The 12,415-nt window shown below is 40.9% G+C and carries 19 protein-coding genes and 1 tRNA gene; 6 read left to right on the forward strand and 14 right to left on the reverse strand.

The features are described from left to right. Positions 1-142: 142 nt before the first annotated feature. From B0182_RS04465 to B0182_RS04485, 5 genes are all read left to right on the forward strand, one after another. Positions 143-1,147: a hypothetical protein gene (locus tag B0182_RS04465; RefSeq protein WP_078273784.1), complete on the forward strand. Its 1,005-nt coding sequence runs from the start codon at positions 143-145 to the stop codon at positions 1,145-1,147. Positions 1,148-1,256: 109 nt separating this feature from the next. Next, positions 1,257-2,387 (forward strand): L,D-transpeptidase family protein, encoded by a 1,131-nt coding sequence (locus B0182_RS04470; protein ID WP_158079626.1) that lies wholly within the window; start codon positions 1,257-1,259, stop codon positions 2,385-2,387. Positions 2,388-2,472: 85 nt separating this feature from the next. Next, entirely contained in the window at positions 2,473-3,870 is a 1,398-nt protein-coding gene (purB, locus tag B0182_RS04475) for an adenylosuccinate lyase (RefSeq protein WP_078273786.1), read from the forward strand. A gap of 61 nt (positions 3,871-3,931) precedes the next feature. Beyond that, positions 3,932-4,870: a P-loop NTPase fold protein gene (locus tag B0182_RS04480; RefSeq protein WP_112742358.1), complete on the forward strand. Its 939-nt coding sequence runs from the start codon at positions 3,932-3,934 to the stop codon at positions 4,868-4,870. A gap of 166 nt (positions 4,871-5,036) precedes the next feature. Next, entirely contained in the window at positions 5,037-5,651 is a 615-nt protein-coding gene (locus B0182_RS04485; RefSeq protein WP_078273787.1) for a hypothetical protein, read from the forward strand. A 55-nt stretch (positions 5,652-5,706) separates the two neighbouring features. Here the strand turns inward: B0182_RS04485 and purN are convergent, their stop codons facing one another. From purN to purM, 5 genes are all read right to left on the reverse strand, one after another. Then, a complete protein-coding gene (gene purN / locus B0182_RS04490; RefSeq protein WP_078273788.1) occupies positions 5,707-6,348 on the reverse strand; it encodes a phosphoribosylglycinamide formyltransferase in 642 nt (213 codons plus the stop codon). Positions 6,349-6,443: 95 nt separating this feature from the next. Beyond that, positions 6,444-6,737, reverse strand: a complete 294-nt coding sequence (locus tag B0182_RS04495; RefSeq protein ID WP_078273789.1) for a type II toxin-antitoxin system VapC family toxin — start codon at positions 6,735-6,737, stop codon at positions 6,444-6,446. Further along, positions 6,737-6,979, reverse strand: coding sequence for a hypothetical protein (locus B0182_RS04500; RefSeq protein WP_078273790.1), 243 nt, complete (start codon positions 6,977-6,979; stop codon positions 6,737-6,739). The genes B0182_RS04495 and B0182_RS04500 overlap by 1 nt, the downstream gene beginning before the upstream one ends. Before the next feature lie 35 nt (positions 6,980-7,014). Then, positions 7,015-7,212 carry a hypothetical protein gene (locus tag B0182_RS04505; protein ID WP_078273791.1) on the reverse strand — a complete coding sequence of 66 codons (198 nt, stop codon included), beginning with the start codon at positions 7,210-7,212 and terminating at the stop codon, positions 7,015-7,017. Positions 7,213-7,288: 76 nt separating this feature from the next. Beyond that, positions 7,289-8,332, reverse strand: coding sequence for a phosphoribosylformylglycinamidine cyclo-ligase (gene purM / locus B0182_RS04510; protein ID WP_078273792.1), 1,044 nt, complete (start codon positions 8,330-8,332; stop codon positions 7,289-7,291). A gap of 151 nt (positions 8,333-8,483) precedes the next feature. Here purM and B0182_RS04515 point away from each other — a divergent pair. Beyond that, positions 8,484-8,560, forward strand: a tRNA-Ile gene (locus B0182_RS04515). 141 nt (positions 8,561-8,701) lie between these two features. On the opposite strand, the gene B0182_RS04520 is transcribed toward B0182_RS04515, so the two are convergent. From B0182_RS04520 to B0182_RS04555, 9 genes are all read right to left on the reverse strand, one after another. Then, complete coding sequence (locus tag B0182_RS04520) at positions 8,702-9,001, reverse strand: hypothetical protein (protein WP_078273793.1); 300 nt, start codon at positions 8,999-9,001, stop codon at positions 8,702-8,704. Beyond that, on the reverse strand, positions 8,988-9,350 hold the full coding sequence (locus B0182_RS04525) for a DUF551 domain-containing protein (protein ID WP_078273794.1): 363 nt from the start codon (positions 9,348-9,350) through the stop codon (positions 8,988-8,990). Before B0182_RS04525 ends, B0182_RS04520 begins: the two co-directional genes overlap by 14 nt. 6 nt (positions 9,351-9,356) lie before the next feature. Next, positions 9,357-9,689 carry a DUF551 domain-containing protein gene (locus tag B0182_RS04530; protein WP_078273795.1) on the reverse strand — a complete coding sequence of 111 codons (333 nt, stop codon included), beginning with the start codon at positions 9,687-9,689 and terminating at the stop codon, positions 9,357-9,359. After that, entirely contained in the window at positions 9,676-9,870 is a 195-nt protein-coding gene (locus B0182_RS04535) for a hypothetical protein (RefSeq protein WP_078273796.1), read from the reverse strand. Before B0182_RS04535 ends, B0182_RS04530 begins: the two co-directional genes overlap by 14 nt. A gap of 153 nt (positions 9,871-10,023) precedes the next feature. Continuing rightward, positions 10,024-10,347 carry a hypothetical protein gene (locus B0182_RS04540; protein WP_078273797.1) on the reverse strand — a complete coding sequence of 108 codons (324 nt, stop codon included), beginning with the start codon at positions 10,345-10,347 and terminating at the stop codon, positions 10,024-10,026. Between the two features lie 121 nt (positions 10,348-10,468). After that, complete coding sequence (locus B0182_RS04545; RefSeq protein WP_078273798.1) at positions 10,469-11,002, reverse strand: hypothetical protein; 534 nt, start codon at positions 11,000-11,002, stop codon at positions 10,469-10,471. Positions 11,003-11,069: 67 nt separating this feature from the next. Next, complete coding sequence (locus B0182_RS04550; protein WP_078273799.1) at positions 11,070-11,642, reverse strand: beta clamp domain-containing protein; 573 nt, start codon at positions 11,640-11,642, stop codon at positions 11,070-11,072. A gap of 103 nt (positions 11,643-11,745) precedes the next feature. Beyond that, the gene (locus B0182_RS14525; RefSeq protein WP_169836093.1) at positions 11,746-11,898 is read right to left on the reverse strand and encodes a hypothetical protein; all 153 of its coding nucleotides are present in this window, start codon (positions 11,896-11,898) and stop codon (positions 11,746-11,748) included. Beyond that, positions 11,882-12,274, reverse strand: coding sequence for a DUF6948 domain-containing protein (locus B0182_RS04555; RefSeq protein ID WP_078273800.1), 393 nt, complete (start codon positions 12,272-12,274; stop codon positions 11,882-11,884). Before B0182_RS04555 ends, B0182_RS14525 begins: the two co-directional genes overlap by 17 nt. Positions 12,275-12,415 lie beyond the last annotated feature (141 nt).

Raw genomic sequence — 12,415 nt, forward strand, 5'->3', positions numbered from 1 at the left:
TACTTTTTGGATTACTACCTTTAAATTAAGTGGTCGGATAGCCATTTTTCATGCAAAAATTGATTAAAATGTTATCAATGTTTTACACGTCCTAGTAATAATATGATATGATTTGGATAAATTTTGACAACTTGGTGTTTTTATGTTGCCCATCATCTCTCGCCCGACTTTGTGTTTACTGACCTGTCTTGCCCTGCCTGCCTTTGCTCATGCCAATGACACCATAACATCAGACACGGACAGCCCCAACCTAGAACCTGAGAACAACACATGGCTTGATGACACCCGAGACGACACCAAAGGTTGGCTCAATCGCACCGCACGACACATGGACAGCTGGTTTGGCGAGACCGACCCTGATGAACCTGCTCGTGCGTCCATCCGTTTAATGCTTGACACGCATCATAATGAATATGATGTCACGACCGTCAAGCCCCGTATTCGTGGACGTATCAAACTGCCAACACTTGAAAACCGCCTAAGCGTAATGATTGGTGATGACGATTTGGACTTAGAACAAGGGGGCGGTATCTATAATGATGGACGTGCCGTAACTTATGGCGACAGCACCTTTGACCGCCGTCAAAGTCGTGAAGACAACACATCGCTCGCTCTGCGTTGGTCAAAATTCCAAGACGACATCGGCATAGAGACGGATGCCGACATTGGTCTGCGGTCTAGTGATTTATATCTTAAACTGCGAGGTGAGAAAAAATGGGAGCTTGACCACCGCATTAACGCCCGCTTTGAACAGATGTATCGCTACGGCACCAAGAGCGAGCATTATGCCCTATCCACGCTTGAATTTAGCCAGCCCCAGTCCAAGCACCGCACGCTCGTCAATCGCACGCACCTATCCTATGCCCACAAAGACACCGAGGAGACCGCATGGAGTAACAGCTTGTACCAACAGCACTACCTAGACGGCAAGCACGGCACACGAGCGTTTAGCTATGGCATTTATACAGGGGGCGATGTCGCAGACAAGAAGTTTGAACTCGACATTTATGGTCCTTATGTCAGCTATCGCCAACCTGTATGGCGAAAATGGCTGTTTGTGCAGACGGACATCAGTTATTATAATGACAAAAACCAAGACCGAGACCATCATTTGGGCGTATTTAACCGCTTAGAAATGGTGTTTTAGGCGGATTGGCGATACAAAATTTACAACAATCCTACTTGTCCGCCCTTGTCATTTGTGCCATTTTCACGCATAATAAGCGGTGTTTTTTGTTTATAAAATGAGATTTGCCATGTTTTATTTTAAAAAATCCTGTTCTAAAAAACTCACCACATTGGCACTGTCCACACTTGCCATCTGTGGTACGACCGCCTTTGCCCAACTTGATGTTAAAACCACCCAATCGGGGACAAAAAACACCTTTGACCCTACGCTGCTGACCACCGATGACAGCGACACCGCCAGTCAGATTGACACCAAAAAAACCAGTAGCGACACCGCCACCATCAAAAGCCTTGAAAAGTCAGGCAAACGCTACACCAAAGTGGATTTGTCCGAATATGCCAAGACCGTAAACGAGTCCACATGGTCGCCCAACATGAAAGTCAATAGTGCCATGACGGTCAAGATTCAAGCACTGCTAGACCAACACCATGCGTCTGTCGGGGCGATTGACGGCGGTTGGGGCAATAACAGCAAAAACGCCCTTGCCAACTTCCAACGCATGAAAAACCTGCCCGCCACTGGCAAGATGAACCAAGAAACATGGGACGCTCTAAGCGTGGGGGCGGATGACGTACTGGTCAGCTACACCATCACCAAAGATGACATCACCAAGCTTGGCAAATTACCAAGCAGTGTCGAAGCCCGCTCAAAACTTAGCGACCTAGGCTATGAGAGCATTCAAGAAAAACTTGCCGAACGCTTTCACATGCGTATCGACTATCTCACCAAAATCAACCCCAACAAAAAATTCGTGGCAGGCGAGAGCATTACCGTGGTCAATACCAAAGATGCTTTTGAAGGCGGTTTTGACAAAATCATCGCCAACACCGCAACCAACACCGTCACCGCCTACCAAGGCGACACGCTCATGGCAAGCTACCCTGCCACCATCGGCAACAGCAAAAAACCTGCCGAAAAAGGCGTTTATAACCTAAACAGCAAAGTTAAAATGCCCCACTATCGTGCCACCGTCACCAAAGGCGACAGCAAACAAACCTTTATTCTACCCCCCGGTGCTAACAGCCCCGTTGGCGTGGCATGGATGAGCCTAGACAGGGCAGGTTATGGCATTCATGGCGTGAGTAACCCTGAGATTATCGGACAGCCCGCCCCGATTGGCTCTATCGGTCTGTCCAACTGGGACGTGTTAGAGCTGTATGCCAACATCCAAGAAGGCGTGACTGTTGAGATTAAGTAATACCCGTATTTGCCCACAAGTGATTTGTGGGCTTTTGTTGTCAAATCCAAATCCATTTAAACCCGTTTATCGTAAGGAAAATCCCATGTCCGAGCTGTCTTTTTCTGCCCTGAGTGCCCTATCGCCCCTTGACGGTCGCTATGCGTCCAAATGCAACACCTTGCGTCCTTATTTGTCCGAGTTTGGACTCATTCACGCCCGTGTAACCGTTGAGATTCGCTGGCTACAAGCCTTGGCAAACCACCCCGAAATCAGCGAAATCACGCCATTTAGCCAATCCACCAACGACAAGCTAAATGGCATTGTTGCCAATTTTAGCGAACAAAACGCTCTACGAATCAAAGAGATAGAACGCACCACCAACCACGATGTCAAAGCGGTAGAGTATTTTTTAAAAGAGCAAATCGCCGATATTGATGAGCTTGCCAGTGCTGGCGAGTTTATCCATTTTGCCTGTACGTCCGAGGATATTAACAACCTATCGCACGCTCTGATGTTAAAATCAGGTCGTGATGTGCTAGCCCAGTCTATGCAAACCATCATTGATGAGATTACCAAACTTGCTGACAACTATGCCGACACGCCCATGCTCTCTCGCACGCACGGACAGACCGCAAGTCCCACCACGCTTGGCAAGGAAATGGCAAATGTCGCCTACCGTCTGCACCGCCAATTAAAGCAGTTCAAAAATGTAGAACTGCTTGGTAAAATCAACGGAGCGGTCGGCAACTACAACGCCCACCTGTCCGCTTATCCCGACATTGACTGGGCAAAGCATTCCCAGGGTTTTGTGGAAAGTCTGGATTTGACCTTTAACCCTTATACCACGCAGATTGAACCGCACGATTATATGGCGGAATTGTTTGATGCGTTACGCCGTTTTAACACGATTTTGATTGATTTTAACCGTGATGTATGGGGCTATATCTCGCTTGGCTACTTTAAGCAAAAACTAAAAGACGGCGAAGTGGGTAGCTCCACCATGCCCCACAAGGTAAACCCCATTGATTTTGAAAATTCCGAAGGCAACCTTGGCTTGGCAAATGCGGTACTATCTCATCTTGGCGAAAAATTGCCAATCTCACGCTGGCAACGTGATTTGACCGACTCAACGGTTTTAAGAAACATGGGCGTGGGTTTTGCCCAAAGTCTCATCGCCTTTGAAGCGTGCCTAAAAGGCATTGGTAAATTAGAAATCAATACCGACCGCCTAGCCGAAGATTTGGACAACGCCCAAGAAGTACTTGCCGAACCTATCCAAACCGTGATGAGACGCTACAACGTAGAAAAACCTTACGAAAAATTAAAGGCTCTGACTCGTGGGCAAGCGATGACCCGTGAGATGATGGTAGGTTTTGTCAATGGCGATGAGCTGTCCGCCGTTCCGTCCGATGAACGTACACGCCTAGCCGAGCTGACCCCTGCCACCTATATCGGTAATGCTGATAAACAGGCGAAGGCGTTGAGGGATTATTTGAAATAATTTGGTTTTTGGTAAATAGGTGTGGTATGATTTTATCACACCTATTTTTATTGGAAAAGTTATGGCAAACACACAAAGCATTAACGAAAGATTATTAAAAGTCCTAAATAGCGATAAAAACCAAGGCTATGTTATTGGCTTGACTGGCGAATGGGGTATTGGCAAAACACATTTTTGGAAAAATTTTTATAAAGAAAAACGTAGCGAACTGGGCTGTCAAAAATATGCTTATATTTCCTTGTTTGGTATAGATAGTTTGGATAGTTTAAAATATGAAATCGCCATTCAAACACAAGCAACCAGTACAGACAAGAAAGACAGTAAAAAGAATTTAAAAATTAAATCGCTCTTTACCTTTATTACCAATAATGTAAAAATACCTGACATACAAAGCAATGGTTTTGCCTTGTCCATTGGTCAAAATATCATTACAGGTGCATTATTTAGCTTGGTAAAAGATACGATTATTTGCATTGATGATTTGGAAAGAAAATCTGATAACCTTGATATAAAAGACATCATGGGGTTGATTAGTCATCTTAAAACCGAGAAAAACTGTAAAGTGGTTGTGATTTTACACCAAGATAAAACAGATAACCAATTTCAAGAATATAAAGAAAAGGTATTTGATGAAATTGTACATTTGACAGAAAATTTTTCTATTATTAAAACTATTATTGATGACGATGAAATGATTGATATTTATAAAGAATTTTATGAAAAATTAGCGGTTAAAAACATACGCTTTTATGAAAGAGTCAAACGAGATTATCGAGAAATTATAGAATCGGTTGATGATTTAAGCTTGTCAAGCAAAGACAGCATATTGAGAAACCTACTTATTGTCAGACTTGCTGACTTAATAAAACCCGAGATACCTTGTGAGAATAAGGATAATAATTTTGTATTTGATTTGAAATATCTGTTAAATTTTGAACCTTATAATATTTCTGACAATTCTGTGGTAGATATAATAAATTCACTAGAATATTTTTTTTAAGGGTTTTATTGATTTTAGTTGTCTAAGTAATTGGGTTGAAGTGATAACAGAAAATATTTTTAATTACAATATTGATGATAAATTTATAAAAGAACTGATTGCACAAGATGAAATTTCAGAATAAAAAATACAAACCATCAAACACCATGAATCACTAGTATCAAAATTGCATAATCTTGATATAGATGCTAATTTTACCCAAGATTTTTATGATTCATCAGTTAAAGTAATTAAATACGAAGATTTTAACAATCTAAGTTTTTATTATAAAGTGATAGAGCTACATAATGAAACATTAGCAAAATCTTTTAAAGAACAAGTAGAAGACTACATTATAAAAACCATCGAGAATAGCAAAAGAAAAATAGATTTTGATGACTTCTACCCTTTTGGGGTAGAGAATTATGACATCTTTAAAGATTTTGTCAAAGAGCAAATTAAAAACCATGCCTTAAAAATAGATTTTAAAGATTTCTTTTTAAACCCTGACAATCAACGCAATAATGATGATGTCAAGAAAGCTGTAAATGAGACAACAAAAGATGATTTGCGTGATGTAATATGGTCAGATTTAGGAGATTATTTTCGGTCAAGAAGGCGTTTGTTAGAATCCATTGTACAACACAGTCTTTTTTCAAAACAAAAAAGCGAAGAAGTTCGCCAATGGATATTGGAATTGCTAGATGAGAACATCAAAGAAAATCCCGATAATGAAATCGCTGTTACATTACTGTTGCAGGACACCGAGAATTTAACTAAATTTACATGGCAGATTAGATAATTCCAAAATGGCGGTCAAACGGTCGCCTTTTAATTCATCATCCATTTTCATTGGTCTAATTTCCCCAGAACCGATACACATCGCCCACATTCTCCACATCTATCACGCCATGGGCGATAAAATCTATCGTGCGTGGTAGAAGCATGTGTTCTAGGGCATGAACCCTGTTTTGCAGTATGGCAGGCGTGTCATCGGCGTGGATATCTAGCACCGCTTGGCTAAGGATTTGCCCTGCATCAAGCTCTGCTGTTACCAAATGCACGCTGCAGCCGTGATATCGCTCACCTGACTTTAATACTCGCTCGTGCGTGTCTAGCCCCTTATAGGCAGGGAGTAAGGACGGGTGCAGGTTTATCATGGGGGCGTTTAGCTCGTCTTTAACCCCATTGATAAATAATGGGGTTAGGATTTTCATAAAGCCTGCCAATACCACCAAATCCACGCCCAACGGCTTTAATACATGAAGGGCAAGACGTTCAAATTCGGCTCTTTTATAGGTTTTGCCTTGTTCGTTTTTGTCGATGACAAAGGTAGCGATATTGGCGTTTTTGGCACGGGTTAGGGCATAGGCATCCGCTTTGTTGCTGACGACAGCGACAATGTCAATGGGCAGTTTGCCTGATTGCATTTGGTCAATCAAAACTTGTAGGTTTGAGCCATTGCCAGAGACTAGGACGGCGATTTTTAATGTTTTCATATTAGCTAATACATTCAATGGGATATTTTATAATTTCACTATCTACCGTTAATACCGTTAAATGCTCGCACATGGTTTGGCTGATAATCATACGGTCAAAGGGGTATATGATGAAATTCAAGGGTTTGTAGGTTTAAAATATGGTTTTCGGTAATGGGCAAAATATGATATAGGTTATTTTTAATGACATCATCAATAATTACATTTAACCGCTGATTTAATGGTAATTTACCAAGTTGGTTTTTAATTTGCATCTCACAAATGGTTGCCATGCTAAGATAAATGGTGTGCGTATCATCACTTAAAATCTCGGCACATCTTTTGGGCAATTTATCGGCTTCACACGTTACCCAGATAAAAATATGGGTATCTAATAAATATTTTGCCATTATACATCTTTCCCAAGCCAAAATTCATCACCCAAATCATCATCAAAATCATCACTCATTGTCATGGCTTTCGGAAAACGGTTAAAGCGTTTATGTGTTAAAATCTGTTCATCTTTTTTGTCATTTGTATTTGCTTTTGGGGCGACATTTTTTAAACTTTGGATAATCTCTTCAATCGCCCAAAGTCTTTCATTATAACTGGCTGTATGGGTGATTTCATAGACTGCTTGCTCAATGGTCATTTGAATTTCCTTGATTGATAAACTCAACCTGATTTTTAATTGTTACTCTTTAAAAACCCCAAACGCTTTTTAGCAATTTCTTGACGGCTCAATGGCATTTCTTGCTTATCTATTTTAACGATTTTATTTTGTAAAAATTCTAACAAAAAAGAATAGTCATCTGCTTTTAGATTTTCCAAAGCAGGTAATATCGCTTGCACTTTTGGCGATAATGCTGTGTTAGACATTTGCATAAATTATCCTTTTTAAATTGGGTTTATCTTTAAGCAATAAACCCAATTTACCAATTGTTTAAAAGCCATTCAGCTTTTAAACATAAACCACCGCTTTATCAGCACGCTCTACAATCTGTCCGATTTGCCAAGCGGTTTCGCCTTGTGCAGTCAGAAATGCCAACGTTTCGTCTTTTTTATCGGCAGGGACGACAATCACAAAGCCCACGCCACAGTTAAAGGTACGCACCATCTCACTTTGGGCGATGTTACCTGCCTGTTGTAGCCAGTCAAAGACGGCAGGAAATTCCCAAGTGGCAAGGTCAATCTCGGCAGATAGACTCTCGGGCAACACTCGGGGCAAGTTTTCGGTCAGACCGCCACCTGTAATATGTGCCATGGCATGAATGTTCTTGTTGCCAAGCTGTTTTTGTAGGGCGTTTACCGATTTGACATAAATGCGAGTGGGCTTCATGAATGCGTCCGCTAAGCTCTCGCTATTGCCTAGCGTATGAGCATTGACGTCCACGCCCGACACGTCAATCACTTTTCGCACAAGCGAGTAGCCATTAGAATGCACGCCAGAGCTTGCCAAGGCAATCAGCACATCGCCTTTTTGGACGTTTGCCCCTGTGATGACCTCAGATTCTTCTACCACGCCCACACAAAAGCCTGCCAAGTCATAATCTTCGTCTTGATACATACCAGGCATTTCGGCAGTTTCGCCACCGATTAAGGCACAATTTGACAGCTGACAACCATCCCCAATCCCCTTGATGACTGTCTCGGCAACGTCCACATCAAGTTTGCCTGTGGCGTAATAATCTAAGAAAAATAACGGCTCAGCACCGCACACCAAAAGGTCGTTTACACACATTGCTACCAAGTCTTGACCGATGGTTTCGTGGCGGTTTAGGTCTAGGGCGAGCTTTAATTTGGTACCAACGCCGTCCGTGCCAGAGACCAAAAGGGGCGATTTGTAGCCTTGTGGGATACGGCACAACGCCCCAAACCCGCCAAGTCCGCCTACCACTTCGGGGCGGGTCGTGGCACGGGCGACAGATTTGATACGTTGAACAAGGGCTTCGCCTGCTTCAATATCAACGCCTGCGTCTTTGTAGCTAAGAGAATGAGAAGTCATGAGAGTTCCTATTGGGTTAAATAAATTGTCCTATTATAACAAAAATCAGAGCGGATGATAACTTTTCGGGCGATATTTGTGATTTTTATAAAAATGCAAAAAAACACTTTACTAAACGCACTTTATCAAGTATAATTATCTTTGTTTTTTCGGGCCTATAGCTCAGTTGGTTAGAGCAGAGGACTCATAATCCTTTGGTCGCAGGTTCAAGTCCTGCTGGGCCTACCATATTAAAATAAGTAAAATCAAGGTTTTAAGAGATTAAAACCTTGATTTTTTTGTGTTTAAGAATAACCAAAAATAAAATAATAACCAAATAATAACCAACGTTCAAATAAAAAGCCCAAGCATAAACTTGGGCTAATTTTTTTACTCGCCTAACAATTGCCTGATGTCTTTAACCGCCCAAAAGGGCTTACCGTTAATCATGCGTGTTTGGATAGGTCCATTGCTTTGGCTGTGCCAATTTCTCAAAGTGGCGGGTTTATAACCTAGCATACTGCTTGCCATGATGTGATTAACGTGTGATACACCAGCGTGCATGGCGGTGTGTAGTAGCTTAATGCCGTCATACTGCAATACATCATAAGCATATCTTAATAATTCATGCCCACGCTTGTTTGACTTGTTTAGGTCGCTGATATTGATATCTGTTTCAATGGTTGTCATTCATTCGCTCCTTTGGTGGTTCGGGCTTTGGTTGCCAATGGGTTACAGTTTCGGGGTTTGAACCACCGTCAAAATAAATGTAATAGTCATTATCTGAACAATCAAACATGACAGTATCAGTCCAAACTTCTTTGCCGTCTGTGATTAAGATTTCTTGCCCATCATCAAATCCACCGTCTTTAATATCAATCCAACCACCACTACTAATTAAGATATTATTGTCATCAATAATATCTTGAATACAAGCACCATTATCATTTAATAGTGTACCTAATGAGATATTGTTTTTGTTGCAAATAAAAAACAACAATTCATTGGTTGCTTTTAGATTTTGAATTATTTTGTTCATTTTTTATTACTCCTTTGGTGGCTTAGGTAGGGGTTGCCAATGGGTTACTCGAGTGTCGTGTGGCATAAGCTCGCTAAACTCCCAGCTATCGCCAAGATATTCCGCAGTTAATACATACCGCAGGGGTCTCTGATACACCAATACTACCGTTTCCAACGGGGGTAATCGGTCATCAACACTAATCCAACCGTTATTAGTAACACCATCGTTTTCCCACCCTGCACACACCGCTTTTTGACTGCGAAAAAGCGAGCTTGCTTCGGCAATCACGGCTTTTTGTTCATCATCGGATAGTTTGGACATGTCATAAGTGATTGAGAAATATTTAGGCTTGTTCATAATCCACCCCCAAGACTGCCAAAGCTGTTGCAATTACCCCGACGGGAATTTCTTTAATGACAATATTGCCAATCGCTTCACGATATACGGTACACTCTTTTGGGCAATTCTTGATAATCTCTTTGGCTTTTTCAGTTCCACCAAGATTTTCAATTAGTTTTTGTGCGGTTTCAATGTTCATTTTTTACCCCTTTTTGATTTTGTTCGCTTATTATTTCGTGGATTGTGTCGCATTTTGTTGCCGTTTGGGATTTTAAAATTTCTTTTTTCAAAATCATTAACGAAAAACGATAAAAAGACAACTGCCGAGTATGGATTATTTAATTTAGCCATTTTATTTTTTGCTCCGTGAACAAATTGCAAAGTTTTCAAGATAATCAAGCATGGAAACAACATCGCTATTTTGTGTTCTAATTCGACACTCTCTTATCTCAGCCAATAAAACATCAAAATCGCTTATTGAATTGTTGTGTTGTTCAACAATTTGCAAAGCTGTCTTGATAGTATTGACCGAATATTTTTTCGGGCAGGGAATGCTGTTGCGATATTTTCCAAAATCAAAAAAAATAAACGCATTTGATGGCTCATTTTCAGCAATGTTTTTTGCTTCGTTTAGTCCGATTTTATCAATCAACGCTTTGGCGGTATTTAGGTTCATCTTTTACCCTCAAAAACTGGAAAAAACCCTAGTCTTTGACTATTTGCCAAGTAAATATTTTGTTCTAACCCCATCACTTCTGTGGTTAGCTGTTTATATAATGCAGTTGCAATAAACATAATCAATCCTCCAATACCACTTCGCCATCGACAAAGTCAATGATTGTTTTACCTGTTTGGTAGCAGTAAGGTATAGCAGATGAAAAGGCATCATCCTTGTCAAGGCTATCATATACAAATGGGAAATATGGGTCATCGGACACATTCACGCAAACAAAACGATATTGCTTACAATCAGTTTTGCAAGGTACGCCATCATAGCCCGCTTTTAACATCGCCTCAATAATCTCTCTCGGCTCTTTACGCTTTGGCGGTGGCTCAAATGCCACATTGGGGTAGAGTTTTGAAAGTAACCTGTGGTTTTCGGTGGTGGCGTGGACTATCTTTTGAAAATGCGTTTTCGTACAACACCCATTATCCAATCGGACAATTGCAGCGTTATTTAGATAACTAACAAATCCACAATCATTTCTAGAAATAGAATGCGTAATATCAAAAACCATTACATCAATTGGTAAAACTTTAATATTTAAAATCTCGCTGGATATTGACGGACAATAAACCAAATCGCCAACTTTAAATTTAACTTTACTCACAATAAACTCCTTAAATTAAATGGACGGCTTATTTTAAGTTTGTGCGTTTTCTTAAAATAAGCCTTTTTTACCATTCTTTGATTGGCATTACCAAGCCAACCGCCTTAAATTTGATTTTGCCAAAATCAATTAAGACTGGTTTATTTTTTCCTGTGCTTTTGATTGACGGTGGTGTTAAATTACCCAATATCTTTCCAGCTTTTTGCATTTTTGCCATATAATCCCAATTTAATGTAACCATTTCATTGGTTACATTGTCATCTGACGGGATAACACGGTTCGGGTTGGGAAAATTGCCAACTTTGATATTCTCAAAAGTGATGGCATTTTTATCAAATCGCATTACAACCACACTTTTTTCATCATTTTCTGTAACTTCAATAATGACATCGCCTTTTTTGTCTTTTGCCTTAATGCCAGTACAAAGCAATTTGATTTGATGCGGGTGAATAAACAAATCAAGCTCTTTATCCAAGTCATCAATATCACATTTAAATAAGCAATACCCATTTGTACTTACAACATAGCCCTTTTCTACCTTGACATAAGTCAAATAAGGGCGGACATCACTACTTGGCACAAAAATAACACTAGCCAACAAAACTTGTAAAGGGATTTTGTGAATGGTGGTTTTGCTCATAGCAAATTCCTTAAAAAAATTAAAAAAGACGGCAAGGCGGTCGGATTTTCCGACCTTGCACACGGCAGACACTTCCACCTTGCTTAACCTTGCCGAAAATCATTTAATCGCCATCGCCATAGCCATAGCCATAGCCATAGCCACTGCCATAGCCATCGCCATCGCCACTGCCATCGCCATCGCCATCGCCATAGCCATAGCCACTGCCATAGCCATAGCCACTGCCATGATTGGTTGGTTTATTCAGCTTTGACATTTGGGGCATCCTCCATTGATTTGATGGCAATATCAGTGCATGGGATAATCTCAATGGCTTCAAGCCATACACTTTCCACCGCCTCTACGATTTTTGAGTTGTCATGCTTAACGCCATATAAGGCACAAGCAGATAGGCTGATACCTTCTTTTGCCCACCATTTCCACATTCTGCGAGCGTTTTTTAGGATGACTTCATTGCCCGCCTTTTGTTCTAATTCGCCGAACCATACCCCTGCTGAGTAGGTGCGGATGATGACTTTTTTGCCAAGCATGGCATTTAGCCCGTCTTGCGATTGAGTGTTTGGCGTGCTTGCGTTACCAAGCAGGGCTTGGATTTGTTTGATTTGACCTAAGGTTAGGTTGTCAATGTTCATGGTGTTTACCTTTTGTTGATGGCGATTATCACCGTTTTGTTTAACCACAAACCACATTGGGGGCAGTTTGTGGTATTAACTTATTGATTTTACTGTTATTTTTTTCTTAACCCCTAAAACGGTACATCATCAGCGACACCT

The organism is Moraxella bovis (genome assembly GCF_002014975.1).
Taxonomy (GTDB): Bacteria; Pseudomonadota; Gammaproteobacteria; order Pseudomonadales; family Moraxellaceae; genus Moraxella; species Moraxella bovis.